Annotated in this window: 17 protein-coding genes, 1 tRNA gene and 1 pseudogene; 12 read left to right on the top strand and 7 right to left on the bottom strand. The window is 68.9% G+C overall.

Features of this window, described 5'->3' with window-relative positions; genetic code table 11:
* Positions 1-60: 60 nt before the first annotated feature.
* Positions 61-1215: a glycoside hydrolase family 26 protein gene (locus AC5R91_RS24230; RefSeq protein ID WP_495393610.1), complete on the bottom strand. Its 1155-nt coding sequence runs from the start codon at positions 1213-1215 to the stop codon at positions 61-63.
* A 336-nt stretch (positions 1216-1551) separates the two neighbouring features.
* On the opposite strand from AC5R91_RS24230, the gene nhaA reads away from it, so the two are divergent.
* Positions 1552-2871, top strand: a complete 1320-nt coding sequence (nhaA, locus tag AC5R91_RS24235; RefSeq protein ID WP_495393611.1) for a Na+/H+ antiporter NhaA — start codon at positions 1552-1554, stop codon at positions 2869-2871.
* Between the two features lie 194 nt (positions 2872-3065).
* Positions 3066-4307, top strand: a complete 1242-nt coding sequence (locus AC5R91_RS24240) for an IS256 family transposase (RefSeq protein ID WP_495392706.1) — start codon at positions 3066-3068, stop codon at positions 4305-4307.
* Between the two features lie 13 nt (positions 4308-4320).
* Here AC5R91_RS24240 and AC5R91_RS24245 read toward each other — a convergent pair whose 3' ends face one another.
* The 3 genes from AC5R91_RS24245 to AC5R91_RS24255 all read right to left on the bottom strand — a co-directional run bounded on the left by AC5R91_RS24245 (position 4321) and on the right by AC5R91_RS24255 (position 6011).
* Positions 4321-4662 carry an alcohol dehydrogenase catalytic domain-containing protein gene (locus AC5R91_RS24245; RefSeq protein ID WP_495393612.1) on the bottom strand — a complete coding sequence of 114 codons (342 nt, stop codon included), beginning with the start codon at positions 4660-4662 and terminating at the stop codon, positions 4321-4323.
* A gap of 273 nt (positions 4663-4935) precedes the next feature.
* A complete protein-coding gene (locus AC5R91_RS24250) occupies positions 4936-5151 on the bottom strand; it encodes a DUF397 domain-containing protein (protein ID WP_495393613.1) in 216 nt (71 codons plus the stop codon).
* Entirely contained in the window at positions 5148-6011 is an 864-nt protein-coding gene (locus AC5R91_RS24255; RefSeq protein ID WP_495393614.1) for a helix-turn-helix domain-containing protein, read from the bottom strand. The genes AC5R91_RS24250 and AC5R91_RS24255 overlap by 4 nt, the downstream gene beginning before the upstream one ends.
* A 220-nt stretch (positions 6012-6231) precedes the next feature.
* On the opposite strand from AC5R91_RS24255, the gene AC5R91_RS24260 reads away from it, so the two are divergent.
* Positions 6232-7794 (top strand): NsdA family TPR-like regulatory protein, encoded by a 1563-nt coding sequence (locus AC5R91_RS24260; RefSeq protein WP_495398046.1) that lies wholly within the window; start codon positions 6232-6234, stop codon positions 7792-7794.
* Here AC5R91_RS24260 and AC5R91_RS24265 read toward each other — a convergent pair.
* On the bottom strand, positions 7727-8335 hold the full coding sequence (locus AC5R91_RS24265; RefSeq protein ID WP_495393615.1) for a putative immunity protein: 609 nt from the start codon (positions 8333-8335) through the stop codon (positions 7727-7729). The genes AC5R91_RS24260 and AC5R91_RS24265 overlap by 68 nt on opposite strands.
* 227 nt (positions 8336-8562) lie before the next feature.
* On the opposite strand from AC5R91_RS24265, the gene AC5R91_RS24270 reads away from it, so the two are divergent.
* Genes AC5R91_RS24270 through AC5R91_RS24280 form a run of 3 tightly spaced genes read left to right on the top strand, consistent with a single transcriptional unit; the run spans position 8563 to position 10198 of the window.
* Positions 8563-9168 carry a hypothetical protein gene (locus tag AC5R91_RS24270; RefSeq protein ID WP_495393616.1) on the top strand — a complete coding sequence of 202 codons (606 nt, stop codon included), beginning with the start codon at positions 8563-8565 and terminating at the stop codon, positions 9166-9168.
* Between the two features lie 29 nt (positions 9169-9197).
* Positions 9198-9542 carry a hypothetical protein gene (locus tag AC5R91_RS24275; RefSeq protein ID WP_495393617.1) on the top strand — a complete coding sequence of 115 codons (345 nt, stop codon included), beginning with the start codon at positions 9198-9200 and terminating at the stop codon, positions 9540-9542.
* Positions 9542-10198 carry a hypothetical protein gene (locus AC5R91_RS24280; protein ID WP_495393618.1) on the top strand — a complete coding sequence of 219 codons (657 nt, stop codon included), beginning with the start codon at positions 9542-9544 and terminating at the stop codon, positions 10196-10198. Before AC5R91_RS24275 ends, AC5R91_RS24280 begins: the two co-directional genes overlap by 1 nt.
* A 74-nt stretch (positions 10199-10272) precedes the next feature.
* Here the strand turns inward: AC5R91_RS24280 and AC5R91_RS24285 are convergent, their stop codons facing one another.
* Entirely contained in the window at positions 10273-11514 is a 1242-nt protein-coding gene (locus AC5R91_RS24285; protein WP_495393619.1) for a hypothetical protein, read from the bottom strand.
* Between the two features lie 73 nt (positions 11515-11587).
* On the opposite strand from AC5R91_RS24285, the gene AC5R91_RS24290 reads away from it, so the two are divergent.
* From AC5R91_RS24290 to AC5R91_RS24305, 4 genes and pseudogenes are all read left to right on the top strand, one after another.
* Positions 11588-12346, top strand: a complete 759-nt coding sequence (locus AC5R91_RS24290; RefSeq protein ID WP_495393620.1) for a glycosyltransferase family 2 protein — start codon at positions 11588-11590, stop codon at positions 12344-12346.
* Positions 12347-13398: 1052 nt separating this feature from the next.
* Positions 13399-14214, top strand: coding sequence for a hypothetical protein (locus tag AC5R91_RS24295; protein ID WP_495393621.1), 816 nt, complete (start codon positions 13399-13401; stop codon positions 14212-14214).
* 1326 nt (positions 14215-15540) lie between these two features.
* Positions 15541-15927 (top strand): hypothetical protein, encoded by a 387-nt coding sequence (locus AC5R91_RS24300; protein ID WP_495393622.1) that lies wholly within the window; start codon positions 15541-15543, stop codon positions 15925-15927.
* Positions 15928-16181: 254 nt separating this feature from the next.
* A pseudogene (locus AC5R91_RS24305) lies at positions 16182-17018 on the top strand (recombinase family protein); the annotation flags it as partial.
* A 671-nt stretch (positions 17019-17689) separates the two neighbouring features.
* Here the strand turns inward: AC5R91_RS24305 and AC5R91_RS24310 are convergent.
* Positions 17690-17761 (bottom strand) — tRNA-Arg (locus AC5R91_RS24310).
* A 74-nt stretch (positions 17762-17835) separates the two neighbouring features.
* Between AC5R91_RS24310 and AC5R91_RS24315 the strand changes: the two genes are divergently transcribed.
* The gene (locus AC5R91_RS24315) at positions 17836-18222 is read left to right on the top strand and encodes a response regulator transcription factor (RefSeq protein ID WP_495393623.1); all 387 of its coding nucleotides are present in this window, start codon (positions 17836-17838) and stop codon (positions 18220-18222) included.
* Positions 18223-18343: 121 nt separating this feature from the next.
* Complete coding sequence (gene argS, locus AC5R91_RS24320) at positions 18344-20002, top strand: arginine--tRNA ligase (protein ID WP_495393624.1); 1659 nt, start codon at positions 18344-18346, stop codon at positions 20000-20002.
* The last annotated feature ends 127 nt before the right edge of the window (positions 20003-20129 follow it).

Genomic DNA, 20129 nt, shown 5'->3' on the forward strand with positions numbered 1-20129 from the left:
TACGTTGGACACTCCCTCTTCCAGCGACAACAGTCCGCGCTCCGATCGGCGGGACCAGGGTTAGCGGGCGCCGAACAGCTCCATGTAGCGCTTCGAGGAGTTCGGGTTCAGGTCCGGCCGGTAGAGCGACGACCGGACGTTCGTCGGCTCGGAGTTGTTGTAGTAGGCCTCGTAGGCCAGGTTCGCCGCATTCGCGACGAACGTCTCGTGCATCTTGCTGATGTAGAAGGGGTTGTCCTTCCCGCCACCGTTCGACCAGGCCACCCCCCACTCCGGGACGGCGAACTTCTTGCCGTGAGCACGGGCGAACTGGATCACCGTGCACAGTCCGGACCGCTGGTGGCACTGCCGGTCCCAGCTCTCCTCGTTGATCGACGGGGGATAGAAATCGTAGGAGTCGATGCTGACGACGTCGACGTACTGGTCGCCGGGGTAGGCATCCCACACGTCCTGCCCGCTGGCGGGCAGCTTGTCGGAGTGGGCATTCATGTTCCAGTCGATCTTGACCTTCGGTGCGGTCGACCGGATCGAGGTCACCGTTCGACGGAAGCACGTCTTCCAGGTCTCGGCACTGCGCACGTGCCAGTAGTTGAAGGCGCCGTTGAACTCCCAGCCGAGGCGGACGTAGGCGCCGGCCCGGCCGAATTTCGTCAGCGTGGTGCCGAAGGTGCGCCAGTAGTCGTCGTAGGCGCCGCTGGCACAGGTGGCCTCGTCACCGTCCTCGGGGAACGGCGGTTGCGCGATCGACAGTTCGCCGGGGAACTTGTCCCCGGTGAAGGCCGCCGTCGGCCAGTCCGCCGAGACGAGGTTGTACCAGTCCTTACGGCTGGTGAAGACGACCGCGACCCCGATCTCGCGGCCGGTGAACGTACCCCAGGCGTTGACGTCGGCCGGGTAGTTGCCGTTGGCGCCGGACACCCAGTGCACTCCCGCCGCGCCATGATCCTGCTCCGGCCCCGAGGAGCTGGAGCAGGCCCCGAGCCCTGCGGCCAGCAACCCGATGATCAGCAGCAGCGACAGTGACACGAGCCGCGACCGGCGGCGTCGGCCACGCCCCCGCAGATGCCGGCCTGGATCCACCACCAGGAGGAACACCGTGACCGCGGCGACCCCCCACAGCCCGGTCAGTACCGGCGGCTCCGGCTTCGTCGACGGCGGCCGAAGCCACCCCGGCTGGGCCGTCCTGGGCCCCGCGGCCTCCCGTGCGGTCCCCAAGACCGAACACCCCCCTTGATCGGCAGCGACCTGCGTCGTCCCGCCCATGCCTCGACGAAACCGCACCGAGAGGAAGACATTAACGTAAGGGTTGATTTGGGTCTTTTCGGGTTCGCGTGGGATGGCCCCCACGCGACGGGCAGGGCAAGATCGGGTTTGGTGCGGCGCCCTTGGACGTCACCGGCCGGCGATGGCGGAGTGGGCCTGTGTCCGTCCGGCACTTTCGACTGCGGCGGCGCGCATGTCCTCTTCGATCCGACTACGGTGGGAAGTAGTGGTGCGCCGGGAAGTCTGGTCGGCAGCTTGTGACCTGACCCCTCGGCTAGGAGCCCCGCCATGAGCCAGACCCCGCCTCGCCGGTTCAGCCTGTTCGACCGCAGGTCGTGGCCCGAGACCCGCCGCATCGCCGCGATCCTGCGCAGGGAGACCATCGGTGGCGCGCTGCTGCTCGCCGCCACGGTCTTGGCCCTCGCCTGGGCGAACTCACCGTGGTCGGACTCCTACCGGTCGATGCTGTCCTACCAGGTCGGCCCGTCCTGGGCGCACCTGAACCTCACCCTGGCCCAGTGGGCCGCCGACGGCCTGCTGGCAATCTTCTTCTTCGTCGCCGGCCTGGAACTCAAACGCGAGTTCGTCGCCGGAGATCTCCGCGACCCTCGGCGGGCCGCCGTCCCGGTCGTCGCCGCGCTGGGTGGCGTCGCCGTCCCGGCCATCCTCTACACGCTGGTCAACCTCGGCGGCGGCGCGTCGCGCGGCTGGGCGATCCCGACCGCCACCGACATCGCCTTCGCGTTGGCGGTACTGGCGGTCATCGGCCGGCATCTGCCGTCCGCGCTACGCACGTTCCTGCTCACCCTCGCGGTGGTCGACGACCTGCTCGCCATCGTCATCATCGCCGTCGTCTACACCCGCCACCTCTCAGTCCTCCCGCTGCTAGGCGCCCTGGTGCCGCTGGCGGTGTTCACCCTGCTGGTGCAACGCCGGGTGCGCTCATGGTGGCTCCTGCTGCCCCTGGCCGCCGCCACCTGGACACTGGTCCACGCCTCCGGTGTGCACGCCACCGTCGCCGGCGTGCTGCTGGGCTTCGCCGTACCGGTACTACGCAGCCAGCGGGCTGGCGGGCCCGATGCAGGCCCGGGGCTGGCCGAGCACTTCGAGCACCGCTGGCGGCCCCTCTCGGCCGGGGTCGCGGTACCGGTCTTCGCGTTCTTCTCCGCCGGAGTTACCCTCGGCGGCCTGAACGGACTGGCCGACGCGCTCTCCGACCGCGCCGCCATCGGCGTCGTCATCGGCCTCGTCGTCGGAAAGCCGCTGGGAATCATGACCGCCACCTACCTGGTGGCCCGCTTCACCCGCGCCACCCTCGAGGACGGGCTGGCCTGGGTCGACGTCGTCGGCCTGGCAGTCCTCGCCGGTATCGGGTTCACCGTCTCTCTGCTCATCGGCGAACTGGCCTTCGGCACCGGCAGTGAACGCGACGACCATGTCAAGATCGCCGTCCTGACCGGTTCCCTGCTCGCCGCCCTGCTGGCCACCGTGGTGCTTCGCCTCCGTAACCGTGTCTACCGCCGGATACAGGAAGCGGAAACCGTCGACCGTGACCACGACGGCATCCCGGACGTCTACCAGGACCTGCCCCAACCAACGGTCGACTGAACCAACACGCCACAGCCGTTGCCCGCGGGTGCCCAAACCGTCGACACCCCGCGCCTGGCAGTTGAGTCCACAGACGTGGTGTACGGGTTGTGATCGTCTGACGACTTGCCGGAGTGGCGGTCCGTGACGTGGGACGGCCACCGCGTGATCCTCTCGAGAAACATGCGAAGGCAACTCGATGAGGAGGAAACGCGATGGCCGTGCGTCCGACTGTGACCGACGCCGACGGGCTGGGCAAGGAACTGGTGGCGGCGAGTCCGGATCTGTTGGGTTCGATGGTGAAGGCGTTTGCGGAGGCGTTGATGGGCGCTGAGGCAGATGGGATCTGTGGTGCGGAGTACGGGGAGATATCACCGGATCGGACGAATCGTCGGAATGGGTACCGGATGCGGGAGTGGGACACGCGCGCCGGGACGATTGATCTAGCAATTCCGAAGCTGCGGTCCGGGTCGTACTTCCCGGAATGGCTGCTGACACGCCGGCGGCGGGCGGAACAGGCGTTGATCTCGGTGGTCGCGACGTCCTATCTGCTCGGTGTTTCCACGAGAAGAGTGGACAAGCTCGTGGAACAGCTCGGGGTGGCGCATATCTCGAAGTCGCAGGTGTCGGAGTTGGCGAAGCATCTCGACGGCCAGGTCGAGGCGTTCCGCTCGAGGCCGCTGGACGCCGGGCCGTACCGGTTCGTGCAGGCGGATGCGTTGACGATGAAGGTCCGCGAGGACGGCCGGGTCGTGAACGTCCACTGCCTGCTCGCGGTCGGGGTCAACGGCGATGGGCACCGGGAGATCCTCGGCCTCGACGTCGTGTCCAGCGAGGACGGGGCCGGCTGGCTGGCGTTCTTCCGCGGGCTGGTCGCCCGCGGCCTGTCCGGGGTCCGCCTGGTGACCTCGGACGCCCACCGGGGCCTGGTCGCGGCGATCGGGGCGACGCTGCCGGGCGCGTCGTGGCAAAGATGCCGGACGCATTACCTGCGCGACTTGTTGACGTTCACACCGAAGTCGTCGCAGCCGTGGGTCGCAACATTGGTCCGGACAATCTTTGATCAGGCGGACGCGAACGAGGTGGCCGTGCAGTTCGACCGGGTCGTCGACGCTCTCACCGAGAAACTACCGCGCGCCGCCGCACATCTGGAAGAGGCGAAAGCGGATCTGCTCGCGTTCACCGGCTACCCGCGGGAGATCTGGCGGCAGATCTGGTCGTCGAATCCGCAGGAACGGCTGAACAAGGAGATCCGCCGGCGGACCGACGTCGTGGGTATCTTCCCGGACCGTGGTGCGATCATACGTCTCGTCGGCGCGGTCCTGGCCGAGCAACACGACGAGTGGATCGAAACCCACCGCTATTTCGGCCTGGAAATCCTCGGGAAAGCCGACGCGGGGAACACGCCGGCCGACACACCCGAGATCAGCGTGACACCAGAAACACTCACCGCATAAACTAAACCAAGGATCACGCGGAGTCACCCTCCGTACACCACGCCACCGGACGTGACCGCGCCTGGCCTTCGCCGGCGAAAACTATGGCGTGTCCGAGGCGGCGGCCGGACGGCTTGGACACGCCGACCCGGTCACCGACGGCCACGTTCTTGACGGCTGCCCCGGCCTCCTCGACGGTACCGACCGCCTCATGCCCGATGACGCGCCCGTCGGTCCTCGCCGGAACGTCACCTTTAAGGATGTGCCGTGGCGGGTGGCTGTGCGGGCAGCCGCGTCGACGACGAGGGTGCCGGCGCGCAGGACCCCCGACCCGGCCGGCGGTGGCTCGCTCACCCGGCGCAGCACGGGACCGCACCCACAACGTGAGCTCCGTGGCTCGTCGGTGCCACCTTCCTGTTCGGACATTGCCTAGTGCCGGTTGAGAGCCGTCATGGTTGGCCAGGGAGTCCGGCGTCGGGTGTTTCCTCGCCGTTGCGTGGCCAGTAGCCGCGGCGGCGGGATGGAGGATAGGGCGGTCCTATGAGGGTCCTGAGCGCGGAACTGATCCTGTAGATGTCTCCATGCCGGTTTCTGAACAGCCATCGCAGATCGTCGGCGGCTGAGGTCCAACGGGGAACCTGCAGCTGCTTCAGGAGTCAAACTCGCCATCGCGGACACCGGCGACGAATGCGGTCCACTCGGCTGCGGTGAAGACGAGGATCGGGCCGCTGCGGTCCTTCGAGTCCCGGATGGCGCGTCCGTCCTCCGGCAGTGCGGCGACTTCGACGCAGGCGCCGCTACCGTTGGTGTAGCTGGACAGCTGCCAGGAGAGACTGTCCCGGTCAAATTCGATCTTGCGTGTCATGATGGCTCCTTCGACAAGCTCGTGATCATCTCGGCGGAGGTGCGGGGGCTGAGCGCGAGGGCTCGGAGATGATCGAGCTTGTCTCTATACTGCCGCACCTCGTCGGGCTTCTCGACGTAGAGGCTGCCTGTCAAGACCTCCAGGTAGACGACTTCTGGATCGGCGGCGTCCGGGAACCCGAGATGCGTGAAGGAGGTGCCGAGCGCGGCGTGCCCTCCGACGTCGAACGGTAGTACCTGGATCGTGATGTTCGGTTGGGCTCCGGCGTCGACCAGGTGCCTGAGCTGGGCGTGGAGCACGTCGCGTCCGCCGATCGGCCGCCGGAGTGCGGCTTCGTCGAGCACCACCCACAGTCGTGGTGGTCGGGCTCCGCGGAGACGTTCCTGGCGACTGGTCCGCAGCGTCACGCGGCGGCGCACCTCTTCGTCGGGGAGCTCCGGCCACGTCGAGTGGATCACGGCGGCGGCGTACTCCGGTGTCTGGAGCAGTCCTTCCACGAGGGACGACTGGTAGACGTTGATCGACGAGGCGTCGGCTTCGAGGCCGATGTAGACCTCCATCCAACGCGGGACGACGTCGCTGAAGCTGCGCCACCAGCCTTGCTGACGTGTCTCCTTGGCGAGCGTGAGGATCGCGTCCCGCTGGTCGGTGTCCTCGACCCCGTAGCGGGTCAGAAGATCCGCCACGTCGACGGCGCGTACGGCGACCCGTCCGTTCTCGATCCTGCTGATCTTGGCGTCGGACGCCCGGATGGCCTGCCCTGCCTCCTCGGCCGTCAGGCCGGCGGCTTCCCGCAACCGCCGGAGCTCTACTCCGAGTCGACGGCTGCGCACCGTCGGCCCTGCTGACGACTTCGCCACGCTTCCTCCGCCATCGGACACCCACACCTGATCGCAGTCTGCCATCGCCCGCACCCGGTCCGGCGGACTCCGCACGCCCCATAAACAATGGTACAGATGCAGTTGCATTTAAAGGTGCACGGACTCATCATCTTGTCCCGAGGGCACTCCGGAGCCGACCGGGCTGATCGCTGGTCCCAGGGTTCGTCGCACCAGGGCGTCCTCTCGCAGTCGGCTGTCCCTGCCGGATGACCACCGCAAGGCAAGGCCCGGAGGGGACAGCGTCAAAGCCGAGACGACGGGCGGGGATGATCTCATGTACGGCGTGGTGACCTGTCAGCGGGCGAGCCAAATTACGCTTCCCGCGGTGGCGGCGGCGGTTCCGCAGCTACGGCGGTACGTCCGGTCCGTGTTGCAGGAGTGGGGGCTGTCGCCGCTGGCGGACGTCGAGGAGCGGCTGCGCCGTGCGGTGTCCCGGCCGAGCCGGGTGGATGGTCGGGTGGTGGCGTCGTCGGCGGCGATCCTGGCCGAGCAGCGGGCGACCGAGGACCTGATCGGCTCGGCCCGTCTGCTGGCCCCGGTCGTGGCGCAGCTGGGCGAGGTGGAGAGGCTGATCGGCGAGGCGTCGGGGCGGGTACGGGGCCCGCTGGTGGAGATCGGCGCGCAGTGGGCCGAGTTCGCCGGCTGGCTGCACATCTCCACCGGCCGCTGGGCGGCGGCACGCGGGTGGCTGGACCGGGCCGCCGAGTGGGCGTGGGAGGCGGACCAGGTGACCCTGCACGCGACCACGATCAGCTTCAAGGGACATCTGGCGTTCCACCTCGGCCAACTCGACGCCGCGGTCGGCCTGTCACGAGCGGCGTCGCGGGACGGGCGGGTGTGGGTGGGCCAGCGGGCCTACGACGCCCACCAGGAAGCCCGCGCCCACGCGCTCGCCGGCCAGCGCCGGCCGGCGGTCGAGGCGCTGGCACGGGGCGCCGATCTCGCCGCCGCCGCGGCGGCGGACGGGGAGGCCGCTCCGGCGTGGATCTACTACTACACGCCGGAGTTCTACGCGTTGGAACGCGGCTGGGTCTGCCGCTACCTCGGCCGCGACGACCCGGCCTACAACGAGGAGGCAATCGCCTGCCTCACTCGCGGACTCGCCGGACTCGGCGAGGCACGGACCTCCGGCTGGGCGGCGGAGTTCCTCTGCCACCTGGCCGCCGCCTACCTCCAGGCCGACAGCCCCGACCTCGCCGGCGCCGCCGGCATCGAAGCAGCCACGATCGCGCCATCGCGACCGGGTCCGCCCGGCTCCTGCCACGGCTACGGCGGCTGCACGCCGACCTGGCCGCCCGCTGGCCAGGAAGCCCGACCACGGCCGATCTCTGTGAAGCCCTTCGGCTCGGCCCGGACGGCGACGAGTAGTCCGGGCGGGCACGCCGGCGGTCGATGTTGCCCGAACGCCCGACAGGCACGGACGGCTCCGTCGTTCGGCGGTTCTGTGGCGTCGCGGCGCGGGTGCACAGACGCTGTCCGGTCCAAGGGAAGGTGGCGAGCTGCGCCGACGCTGAGCAGCGGTTCGCCAGGTGGGTCTGGACGATGCTCGTCCCCTCCGTCGAGAACCACCTGGCGGATTCGGCCGCCCGTCGGTGACCAGCGGAAACTGCCCGCAGGTGGCCAAGTCGCCGGCGACGGCTACGACCACCTGAGTGATGGTGCGACGGGGCTGAAGGCCGCCGATCGCACTACGTTTACAACGACCGTATTTTCGGGCAGTCCCGGTCGGGCAGGGCAAGACCGGCTTGGAGGTCGCGAATGATCGTGCCGAGTTGGCCTGATGCGAGGAGCCCGGGCCCGAGAGGACCTGATCGATTCTCGCCGACAGGCGGGAGGGCTCGCAGGGCGGCCCGGACCTCTGCCGCCATGTGATTGAGCTGCCAGCGGATCTCGTCCTTGACGGCTCCTGGCCGGCCGGGGGCCGCCAGGCCGGCTGCTTTGGCTGCATACGCGGCGGTGCCCAGTGCGTGCGCGCCCATGTGGCAGATGGCTACGGCTTGACCGGCGGCTCGGGCAGCGGCAGCTGCCGCGGGAGCCTTCGCATCACCGGCAGCGACGCCACCCACGAATCGACGGCTGATCTCCTCGGCAGTGTTCAGCTCTCCCCGGGCGAACGCCCGGGTCCGGGCGATGGCGGCGCGAGGGCGGTCATCCTGTGGAGCTTCGGCCTCGAACAGCCCCAGAACCCGCTCTGCGCAATCGGCGGCCCATGCGGCGACAAGACGTCGGTCGGCTTCGCTGAGCGTCTGCGGAGATCCCACCACGCCAACACTACATAGCTGATCAGAAGCGCCGAGCGTCATCTCCCAGCGCGAGCGCCTTGGCAGCAGCCGTCACCCGGAGTGACGAAATGGGCCGCCAGCGGGTGGATCCTGGGGGCCACCCACAGCGGCCGAGCTCGATACGTCCGCACGCAGCACGCCCAAAGCATCGGCGTGTCTCATGAGACACGCCGATGGTTGCCAGGTAGTCCCGGACTTCGCCGGTGAAGGGGTGACGGACCGCCGCCGCACATTGCGAGGTGGATGCTGTGGCTCCTCGTTCGGACCTCGACACGGACCGCCGGCCGGCGCGGTGGGCGACGGCCGGCGCGCTGCTGGCCGTCGCCGTGGTCGTGGGGGCGTGCAGCTCGGATCACGGCTCCGAGCCGGGACCGGTGACGACGTCGACCGGTCTGTCGGCGGCGCCGAGTGTCACCGTGTCGCCGACGCCGAGCTCGCCGGCCGAGATCGCTGGGCAACGGGCGGTGGCCGCCTATGTCGGGTTGTGGCAGGCGATGGCCGAGGCCAGTCACACCTCGAACTGGAAGTCACCCGACCTGGTGCGCTACGCCTCCGGGCCAGCGTTGCAGGTCGCCTCCGGCAGCCTGTACGCCGACCACTACAACGGACTGGTGTCGCGCGGGGCGCCCGTGCTGCATCCGAAGGTCACCTCGGTCAGCCCGATCGACGCGCCGAAGACGGTGATGGTGTTCGACTGCGCCGACAGTACGAACTGGCTCCAGTACCGCACCAACGGGGCGCTGGTCGATGACGAACCGGGCGGCCGACGAGCTGTCACCTCCGAAGTGCGTCTGCACCAGGACGGCTCGTGGAAGGTCACCCGCTTCGCCGTTGAGGCACTCGGATCATGCTGAGGTCCCGGCGCGCGGCGACAGTGACCGCGATGTCTCTCCTGCTGGCCGCCGCAGTCGCCTCCCCGGCGTTCGCCCGCGACCCGTACGCATTCACCACCTGCGACCAGAACCCGCATCCAGGATGTGAACTCGCCGCCGGCCAGAACGGCAGCCCCCAGGTCCCACACGACGATGGACCTCGTCCCGCGCCGCGTGGCGGCGCGTCGAAGGACGGCGCGGCCAGCGGCGGGACGGTGAGTCCGCCGGGTGACGTGTCGCTCGACCCGTCAGAACTTGCGACGTGCTCCTACACCCGCAGCGATTTCCAACCCGAAGGCGATCCCATCCAGCCCGTCCTGTTCCGTCCCGCCCCGCCCGACGGTGAACTCGCGTGATGGCCGCGGTGGACCGGCCAGGTGCGCTACACGTCCGGCCCGCCGCGACCGGCCCGGATGGGCGACCGGGGGCCTGGTATGTCTACCAGTGCCAGAACGACGGGTGGCGCGACGCGCTCTACCGCCCCCCGGTCTGGATCGCCGACGGGCAGGCCGGTCCGGCTGCTGCCGCCCCCGACCCGGCGGCCCTCGCCGACCAGGCCCGCAACCAGCTCCGCCTCCAAGGCCCGAAGATCGCCCTGAGCCCGACCGGCCGGCAGCTCGTCCGCCTCCCGACCTGGATGTGGCTCGACCCAGCCGGCTGGCAGCCTGTCTCCGCTACGGCCGCTGCCGGCGGCGTGTCGGTGACCGCCGTCGCCACCCCCGCCGAGGTTGTCTGGACGATGGGCGACGGCACCCAGGTCCGCTGCACCGGCCCCGGTACCCCCTACCGGCCCGACATCGACCCGAAGGCGTCCTCACCGGACTGCGGCCACACCTACCAGACCAGCTCCGACGACCAGCCCGGCGGCGTGTTCCCCGTGACCGCCACCGTCACCTGGAACGTCACCTGGACCGGCGGCGGCCAGACCGGCGTGTTCAACGGCCTCACCACCGTCTCCACCACCCAGGTCACCGTGATCTCTGTTCCCGCGTTGACCACTGGCGGAGGCTGAGGGTCTGCGCAGCCCAGCTACGCCGAGCCTCCGGGGCTGAGACGTGAAGATGGGGAGGCTCTGGGCGGCTGGGTTCAGGGCCTGCTGGTTCTGTCCGGCGGATTGGCGTCGGGGTCGGGGTGGTGTCGACCGGTGATGATCCAGGTGCCGGCGATGATGACGAACGCGAAGAGCAGGAGCCCGGCGCCGAGGATGGTGAGCAGGAGTGCGCGGTCGCGGAAGCCGAGGTTGCCGGTGAGGGTGATCGGGAGTGAGCCGACAGCGAAGGCGACGGCGGCGGTGAAGACGGTGACGAGTTCGACGGCGCGGATGGCGGAGGTCTGCAACGTCCGGCGCAGATCGCGGTTGGCGGCGTCCTGGGCACGCCAGCGCGTTTGTTGGCCGGCGGCCAGTTCGGCGAGATCGAGACCCTTTTCGATGACGTCGCGTTCCCGTAGGTACTGCTCCTGAAGAAGTTCGTGGCTGATCCGGGTGCCGATCGCGGGCAGCAGGCGCAGCGCGGTGTCGATGGTGTCGAGTGCGTCGGTGTAGTCGCCGCACATGCGTTGGCCGCACGCGAGGCGAAACCGGAACAGATGGTCGTCCGGGAACTCGGCGACGGCGTCGGTGGCGCGGCGACGTAGCTGCTCGCCCCGTCCCGGGAAACGCGGGGCGGCAGCGAGGGCGCCCAGGCAGACGTCGACGACGGCCCGGGAACGTGGCGTGGCGCGCCAGGCCGTGTCGAGGAGGTCGAGGGCGTGGCTGGTGGTGATGGTGCGGCTGCCGAACGCGGCGAAGGCGCGTAGGCCGGTGAACAGCGGGTCGTCGCGGTGGCGGCCGGCGGCGACGGCGAGCAGGGAGGATTCGAGGAACTGGTGGAGCTCGTCGAACCAGAAGTTCGAGCGGAGCTTTCCGGCGTGGTAGAGCGCGGCGAAGTAGCAGATGTCGGCCGAGCCCTGGGTTGTCTCGACGATCCGGCCGGTGGCGAGGGTGAGGTCGTGGCGGGACTCGACGCTGTCCTTGGTGATGAAGGCGTAGCCCAGCGACCACTTGTCGATGATGTTCGGGCGGATCGGCGCCTCGGTGTGGTCGTATAGCCAGCGGGCGCAGCGGGCCGCGACCTCGACGGTGGGCTCGCGCAGGAATCGGCGGCGCCAGTACCGGTCGGCGCAGATCAGCCAGGGGTCGATGACGAAGTCCGCCGACGGGATCTGGAAGGGGGGTTCGATGCCGGCGTCGATCAGTTCGGCGGCGAGATCCTCGCAGACCCGGTCCAGCTCACGGGAGTCGGTGGAGGCTGCCTGACCGAGCCGCGCGTTGATCGATGCGACGTCCACGTGCCTCCTTCCGGCGGATCTTCTCCGGATATGTACCACACGAATGCGGACCGGATCGGTACATACTGCGAACATGCGGGTCGATGTGGTCACCGCGGCTCACGCCGAGTACGCGGGCTACCTGCCGGCGGCGTGGGAGTCGCTGCGTCGGCAGCGTCATCCGCACTGGACGTGGCGGGTGCAGATCGACGGGCCGTCCGACGAAGTTCTCGACACGCTGGCCGCCTGTGGAGCGGCGGCTGACGGCCGCGTCCGGATCGGCGCGCACGGCACCCGGGAAGGCCCCGGCGTCGCCCGCAACATCGCCCTCGGTGAATGCACCGCGCCGCTGGTCCAGAACCTCGACGCCGACGACGAGCTCGAACCCGACGCGCTCGCCGCCCTCAGCGGCGCGCTCGCCACGCATCCCGCGGCCGGCTACGCGGTCGGTCATGCCCGTGACCTGCACGGGGACGGCACCCTGCACACCTTGCCGTTGGCCGTGCCCGCCGGGCCGCTGGCCCGCGGTGCGCTGGCTGTCGCGTGGGCGTCTGCTCTTCCCGACCAGACCCTGCCACCGGTGCACCCGGCCGGGGTGATGTGGCGCCGCACTCTGCTCCTCGCCGTCGGGGGATGGGCGGCACTACGCGGCGTCGAGGACACCGCAACCCTCATCGCCGGCTCCGCCCTCGCCACCGGAATCCTGCTCGACATTCCCACCCTGCGTTACCGGCGTCACGACGCACAGCGTTCCCGTCAGAACGGCAATTTCTCCGGGGGGGGGGGTCAATATTTGCTCATCTGGCAGCGCGCCGCACTCCTCGCCGCAGGGCATCCCTGGGAAGACCGATAACCAGCGCGCCCGGCGATCGAGGATCGCCCGTACCTCGCAGGCCAGTCGTTCGGCGCACCCTGAACGGTCGGAATACCGCGACGGCCGTATGCGAGTAGGGGGCTGGGAAAGCGCGGCAGGAAGGCGCTGGCGGACACGGTTCCGGCAATAGGCCAAGCGCCCTGGCTCGGCCAGTGGCAGCCCCTCCCAGGCAGCCAAGCCCGACGGTGATGCGCCGACAACGGCCTCCGCGAAGCGGCGTCAGGACGGCGCTTGATCACCAGAATCTCACGTTCTGGAACTTTCGACACGCATTGCATACTGTAGTCGGCTGTATGAGGTCGGATGAAGATGGCCAGCCCGAGCTGCCAGATGGTGGTTGTTGGCCACCGCTGGCGGCCCCGACCGCCGCGTAGTTGGCCACCGCTGCCACTGTCAGCGGCAACACAGCGACCGCCAGCGAGGGCTCTGACCAGCAGGTTGGCCATGTAGACCGCGTTGCTGGCCACACAGTCGCCGAGTGGCCCAGCGGGTGGCCAGATAGATCCGATCCCTGTATCGGCGTACCCCTCGCCCATCGGGTAGCCAACCCGGTCCGCACAGGGGTCGCCCATTTGACGAGCTATCCCCCCACCGCATGCTGGCGCAGATCAGAGCCTACGTGGCACTGCCCAAGAACAGCCAGACTGGGCTACCGGAGCCCGGAAGATAGTAGGACGGCCTCGCTGTGGGCGGACGGCAGCGACCCGTACCGCCGCCTTTCTCTGACTGCTCTTCGGCATCGCCCATTACTCGCTTTTTCGTCTTCCTGACTTCGATTTTCTATATTTGAAGACCCCGCTTTCTTGCCTTTCCCCTTTTCTTTCTGTGTACCTTTCGCCTTGCGTTCCCCTGCTCCTAATTCGCACAAATGGACTTCGATCTGCGGAAACGCGGGCGGAAGAATCGTCGGAAAAAGTCCGAAAAAGTCGCCGTTAGGTATTGATTCTCCCGCGTGGGGGAGGGAGTATTAGTTATCGGCGCGTTGCGCCCGGCGCGCGGCGCTAATTCCCCCACCCGCATGGAGGTCTTCCATGTCGTATTCCTTCTTTTCTCCGTTACTTTCCCGGGACATTCCGTCGACCGTTCCGGCTGAAGCCGCCACGACCGAGGACATGGCGCGGGTCACCGAAGCGGACTGGGCCGACATCGTCAACCACGCCCACCGCTACTGCTGGAAGGTCGACGCGTCCCGGTCGCGTCGCCGCGCGGACGGTTCCGCCACGATCGCGCGGGACGGACGCGGTAGCTACGGCAGCGACGACGTGTCCGACGGCGTCGCCCAGGACGCGGTACTGATCTTCGCCCGCCGACTCGGGATGATCATCCGCGACTGTGTCGTCGCCTCCGTCGACGTCACCACCCGCGAACCCGACCGGTGGCAGTACCAGCCGAAGAACGGCGACATGTTCCTTGCCGACCGGTCCATGATCCGGGGGTGGGCCGTGCACGACGCCGCCCACCGCAACGGCTACCGCACCATCAAGCCCACTCCCGTTAGCCCCACCCCCGAAGCGGTAGACGGGCAGGCGGAGCATCTGGCGGCCGTGACCTTCCTCGCCGGAATCTCTGAAGTGATCTTCGGGCAGGCGTGGGGTGACGGACGAGACTTCCCGACCCTTCAACGGATCATGAAGGTCGCGAACAGCGCCGATGACCTGAGACGCACGGGAATGTTCGCCACGGTCGCTCAGCAGATGTATGGGGGCAAGTACGGATCACGCCGCTCCGTGATCAAGGTCCGTGACGCGGCACGCACGGAATCACGCGAACTCACCGCGCGCTGCGACGACATCCGCGACGAACTCACCCACCGCGACCGGTCCCGGCGGCCCATCTCCACCGCCTGACACCCACCCCGTGGAGCCTCCGAGCATGCACGCTCGGAGGCTCCGTCCATGATCACAACTTCGGAACCACCGGCCGCCGGTCCGGCCGGTCGAGTCGCTCAGCTCCGGTCGCGTCGGTCGCGTCGGTTCTGCTGGTCCGGTCGGTCGAGTCGGGTCCCGCCGGCCGTGCCGGTCCCGCGGCCGACTCGGTCGTGTCGATACCGCCGGTCCCTCGGGTCGGACCTCCCCGGCTCGCGCTGGTCCTGCCCTGCTTCGTGCGGGTCCCGCCGGCCGCCGGTTCCGCCCCGCCGGTCCCGATGGTTGCGGTCGTGTTCGTGTCCGGTCGGGGGGGCGATCCGGTCTCACGGCCGACCTGGTCCGGGTCCGGGTCCGGACCCGGACCTTCGGGTGGGTTATGCGGCAGGCCCGTTCGGGTTCTGGTCGTCGCGTGGATTGCGTGCCGGCGGGCGGGGACCCTCGCCCGCCGGTGGCCGGGTCCGATGGCCGCTCCGCGCGGTGCGCGGCGATCGTCGTAGGCCCGTCGACCGTCCCGCGCGGCCCGGAGCCGCACGGCGACGGTGGCGGGGCGCCAGCGATCTTCGGACTGGGCTGGTTACCGTGCCCAGCGATCACCATTCATTCGAACTAGTTAATGCACACTATTTTCTGCTGTGAATGCATGTCATGGCACATCTTGATCTCTAAACCTGGCGGTCCGGTGGGTGGGCCCCATTCCTACTAGCCGGGACACGGAAACAACGTCCCGAGCATCCTGCCGGCCCCTATCACCCTCACTGCCCGTCGAACAACACTCCAACAACTCTGAAGATCGAGTGTCAAAAGCGGGCCCAAAAACCGGCTTCCTATACAGCGGCGTTTCGCGCCGCGCGAAAGGAGACCCACCTCGTGACCGACCCGGCCCATGCCGACCCCGACCGTCCCGACTCCCCTCGCCTGCCGTGCCCTGAACGCCCAGAATCCCCTGCAGCGCAGCAGTCAGACGGCCCGCGGCCCGTGTCCTCGCCGTCCGGGCCGTCAGCGGCATCCGCCGACCCACCACGTCCTGACCCAGTGGCAGGGGAGGAGTCCGGGTCCGGACCCGGCTCCTTTCCCGATCGGTCGTCCGCCCCCACCGTAGGTGGGAATCCGTACCCGGCTCCGGCGGTCCTGTGCCCGCGATCAATTCCCGGATCGGAGCATTTTCCGTGTTTCGCGGGTACCCTTCCGGCCCATCCGGGTGTTACTCTTTCCGTCAATGAGCCGGATACTGCACCGCGCCCTGCTGGAAGCGGTTGCCCGATCCTGACCTCCCCTGCCTCGTCCTTTCCCTCGACGTCAGGAGGCTCTATGACGGCTGCCCGCACCACCGGTCCCCTCAACAACCCCGACGACAACGGCGGGCCGCGGATGCCCCGACCCGACACCGCTCACCCTGAGGCGAGCGAACAGGTCGCGCCGACGGGAGGCGCCCCGATCGAAGAACCTCACGGGTCGGTGGAGGAACCGCCGAAGGTCGAGGACGCGGGGGTCCTCGCGCTGCGGCCCCGGACGCGGCCGGACGGCGGGAGTGGGCGGCCGGGCCGGCGATGGGTGTTCCACGGCGAGGTCCAGACGATCAGTGGGCCGGAAGCCGACCGGATACGGGCCGAGCTGGCGGCCGTCATCCGCGATCTTCTGCTCTGGGCTGCCGGAGAAGGTACCGGCAACGGCACATCGGATGAGGAGGCGGCGTGATCGATCCTGGTTATCCGTCCCGCGCGGCCGGACCGGACCGTCCGGGACCCGGCCCCGCGTACCGGGCGGCGGATCTGACGAACCCGGCACTTTCGGACCTGGCGGTCTCCCCGTTCGGGATGCCGCTCTCGGTCCTGCGTGGAGAGGTCCGCGCCGCCTTTGCCGGGCGCACCTCCACCGAGGAGCAGCAAGATCCGCGCCAGTCGCTGATACGCCAGCTTGACCGGGCCAAGTCGGTCTTGCCGGAGTCCTGGATGATCGTCGCCCACTTCTACGATGTGGAGTCCGGGCGTAAGGAGCTGGGGGAGCGCGGCCATGGCGCCGACGTCTCCCGCTTCGACATCCCGATCCCCCGAGACGGGGGCATCGACGACCTCCTGACCGAAGCGGGTCATCCCAACCGCCGGTTCGACGTGGTGATCTGTGAGTCGATGTCAAGGATCGCCCGGAGGATGTTCGAGAACCTCTCGATCGAACGTCAGCTCGAACGGGCCGGGGTTCCGCTGTTCGCGTGGAACGAGCCGATCAAGGTCGATGGGCCGCGGGCGTCGCAGATCCTGCAACGGCGGATCAACCAGTCCGTCGCCGAGTACGAGGTATGGAACACCCTGGAGAGCTCATGGGGTGGGCTGTGCACCCATGTCCGGGACGGGTGGAACATCGGTAAGCCGCCCTACGGCTACCGTGCCAAGAGTTTCCGGCACCCCAACTCGGCCAAGGCCGATCGTGGGGCGACGAAGAACCGGCTCGAGCCGGACGGGGCGCGCGGTGAGACCGTCACCCAGATCGCGCACTGGCGCTACTACCGGAAGATCGGCTACGGCGCGATCGCTGAACAGCTCAACGCCGACCTTGAGCGCTACCCCCCACCCGAGCCGGTCGGCGGGGCCCACAAGGCACGCGGGGCCTGGTCCAAGTCCACGGTGGCCGACCTGCTCCGCAACCCCAAGTACACCGGCTACCAGGTGTTCAACCGTCGCGCAAGCCGGTCCAGGCATGGGGCGGTCAACGACCCGGAGAAGTGGGTTTGGTCACCCCAACCGGTCCATGAGCCGTTGATCCCCAAATGGATGTTCGACGAGTTCAACGCCCAGCGGCAGACCAAACGGGGCTCCCGTGAGGGGAATGCCCCCAACAGCCATCCCGCTACTCTGCGCACCTACGTCTTCCGGGGCATGGTTATCTGCACCTGTGGGCGGCGTATGGCCGGCAACCTCCGCCGGCCCGGGGACCCGGTCTACTACATCTGCTGGCCGAAGGCGAACCACCGGGGACGGGAAGACAAACTGGTCGCCGAGAGGGACAGGCTCCAGCGAAAGATCGACGATCTCGCGCGTAGGCAGGACAACATCCTGCGCCAAGCGCAAGACGGTGATCCCGCCGATCCCTTCACACGGGGGCTACGGCGTAACTACAACGAACTCGATGTAGAGCGCACGACCGCCCTCGCTAAGATCGAAGATCTTGACGTGGCGGACGAAGCTGAACCAGACCGACCTGGACCTGACAACCTCACCCTTCTCGACGCGCTACCGACGCTTCAACTCGAGCTCGGCCAAGCGCCCGAAGCGCTACAGCGACGCCTCTACGAGGTCACGCAACTCACCGTTCATGTCGATCATGAGAGTCGGGAGGTACAGATAATGATCAAAATTCCAGCTATCAATCTTGATCAGGTTGCCGATGTGGCGGGGGTGGTCGTCGGCACCTCCGCGCCCCGTACAACAGCCATTCAGTCTCTTCACTGCCTGGATGCTGTACGTGCCCCCGGCAGGATTCGAACCTGCGCACCCGCCTCCGGAGGGCGGTGCTCTATCCCCTGAGCTACGGGGGCTCCGGGTCAACGCGGCATACGTTACCAGGCGGGAACACCGGATCGCGCACCCGGGTCGGCCGTAAGCTTCCGGTGTGTACCCCGCCGCCCCCCGGGTCCTCGTCGTCGACGACGACGCGGTGATACGTCAGCTCGTGGTCGTCAACCTTGAGTTGGAAGGCTTCGAGGTCCATACCGCCGTCGACGGTGTCGACGCGCTGGAGATGGTGCGGACCGTAGCCCCGCAGGTGATCACGCTCGACATCATGATGCCGCGGATGAACGGCTGGGACGTGGCCGCCCACCTGCGGGAGGACCGGTCGACCGCCGACATCAAGCTGATCATGCTGACCGCGCGGGCGCAGGAGGCCGACGTCAAGCGTGGGACGCGCATCGGGGTGGACTACTACCTGACGAAGCCGTTCGACCCCGACGAGCTGATCACCGTCGTCCAGAAGCTTGCCGCCGGCCAGCCGGTCTAGCCAGGTCCAGCCAGCGGATCACCGGGTTCGCGCCGCCCGGACCGCTGGTTCGCCGCGCGGTGGCATTGACGGCGGATCGGCGGGCGGACGTGGGATGGCGTCGCGCCGATAGCATCGCGACATGACTCCCGCCGATCTCGCCGACGCCATCGTCGCGGCCATTGGCCGCGCGGTCGCCGACGGTGACCTGGACGTGACTGTGCCGACCACCGTCACGGTGGAGCGACCGAAGACCCCCGGGCACGGCGACTACGCCTCCCCGGTGGCGCTGCAGCTCGCCAAGTCCGCCCGCCGCCCGCCGCGCGCCGTCGCCGAGGTGCTGGCCGGCCGGCTGGTGACCCAGAGCGGGATCGCGAGTGTCGACATCGCCGGTCCGGGATTCCTCAACTTCACCCTCGCCGGGGACGCCCTCGGCGAGATCGCCCGCACGGTGGTGCGGGCCGGTGAAAGCTACGGCCAGGCGGCGAAGCCGCGCGACGTGCGGGTCAACCTGGAGTTCGTCAGCGCCAATCCGACCGGGCCGGTCACACTCGCCTCGGCCCGGTGGGCCGCCGTCGGTGACGCGCTGGGCCGCATCCTGACCGCGGCCGGGTACTCGGTGGGCACCGAGTACTACGTCAACGACGCCGGCGTGCAGATCGAGCGGTTCGGCGCGTCGGTGCTGGCCGCGGCCGCCGGCCGGGAGATCCCGGCGGAGGGCTACCACGGGGCGTACGTCGCGGAGATCGCCGCGGCGGTGCTGGCGGCCCGGCCGGGCCTGCTCGACCTGCCGGGCGACGAGGCGCTCGCGGTGACCACCGAAGAGGGCCTGGCCCTGATGCTCACCGAGATCCGGTCGACGCTGGAGGGCTTCGGCGTCCACTTCGACCGGTGGGCCTCCGAGCGGGCGCTGCACACCGCCGGCGCGCTGACGAAGGCGATCGACGACCTGCGCGCGCAGGGCCACGTCTACGACGCCGACGGCGCGGTGTGGCTGCGCACCACCGACTTCGGTGACGACAAGGACCGTCCCCTGGTCAAGAGCGACGGCCAGCCGACGTACTTCTGTGCCGACGCCGCCTACTACCGCGACAAGCGGGGCCGCGGTTTCGACCAGCTCATCTACCTGCTCGGGGCGGATCATCACGGCTACGTCGCCCGACTGAAGGCGATCTCCGCCTGCTTCGGCGACGACCCGGCGAGCAACCTGGATGTCATCATCGGGCAGTTGGTGACGCTGTCGCGCGGCGGCGCCCCGGTGAAGATGTCGAAGCGGGCCGGGACCTTCCTGACCCTGCACGACCTCGTCGACGCCGTCGGGGTCGACGCGGCCCGCTACTCGCTGGTCCGGTCCTCGCTCGACTCGTCCCTCGACCTCGACCTCGACCTGGTGACCCGCCAGACCAGCGACAACCCGGTGTTCTACGTCCAGTACGCCCACGCCCGGATCAGTTCGCTGCTGCGCAACGCCGAGGCACTGGGCCTGCCGACCGCGCCGGAGACGGCGGACGTCGCGCTGCTGACCCATCCGCGCGAGGTCGACCTGCTGCGGGGGCTCGGCGAGTTCCCGCGGGTGATCGAGGCGGCGGCCAGCCTGCGTGGCCCCCATCGGGTCGCCCGCTACCTGGAGGAACTCGCCGGGGTCTACCACCGGTTCTACGACGCCTGCCGGGTACTCCCGCAGGGGGATGAGGAGGCGGGCCCGCTCACCGGTGCCCGGCTGCTGCTGGTCGCCGCGACCCGGGTGGTGCTCGGGAACGGCCTCGGGTTGCTCGGCGTCAGCGCTCCCGAGCGGATGTGACCGGATGGCGGACAGTGGCCGGGACGTCGAGACAGGCCGGGACGTCGAGACAGGCCGGGACGTCGAGGCAGGCCGGGACGTTGGGACAGGCCGCGGCGATGAGGCAGGCCGCGGGATGAGACAGGCA

It is taken from the genome of Frankia sp. BMG5.60 (assembly GCF_059428125.1).

Bases quoted from the DNA above. Each gene is read 5' to 3' on its own strand.
- nhaA (WP_495393611.1), top strand. From the start codon at position 1,552: ATGAGCCAGACCCCGCCTCGCCGGTTCAGCCTGTTCGACCGCAGGTCG.
- AC5R91_RS24240 (WP_495392706.1), top strand. From the start codon at position 3,066: ATGGCCGTGCGTCCGACTGTGACCGACGCCGACGGGCTGGGCAAGGAA.
- AC5R91_RS24250 (WP_495393613.1), bottom strand. From the start codon at position 5,151: ATGACACGCAAGATCGAATTTGACCGGGACAGTCTCTCCTGGCAGCTG.
- AC5R91_RS24265 (WP_495393615.1), bottom strand. From the start codon at position 8,335: ATGACGCTCGGCGCTTCTGATCAGCTATGTAGTGTTGGCGTGGTGGGA.
- AC5R91_RS24275 (WP_495393617.1), top strand. From the start codon at position 9,198: ATGTCTCTCCTGCTGGCCGCCGCAGTCGCCTCCCCGGCGTTCGCCCGC.
- AC5R91_RS24280 (WP_495393618.1), top strand. From the start codon at position 9,542: ATGGCCGCGGTGGACCGGCCAGGTGCGCTACACGTCCGGCCCGCCGCG.
- AC5R91_RS24290 (WP_495393620.1), top strand. From the start codon at position 11,588: ATGCGGGTCGATGTGGTCACCGCGGCTCACGCCGAGTACGCGGGCTAC.
- AC5R91_RS24295 (WP_495393621.1), top strand. From the start codon at position 13,399: ATGTCGTATTCCTTCTTTTCTCCGTTACTTTCCCGGGACATTCCGTCG.
- AC5R91_RS24300 (WP_495393622.1), top strand. From the start codon at position 15,541: ATGACGGCTGCCCGCACCACCGGTCCCCTCAACAACCCCGACGACAAC.
- argS (WP_495393624.1), top strand. From the start codon at position 18,344: ATGACTCCCGCCGATCTCGCCGACGCCATCGTCGCGGCCATTGGCCGC.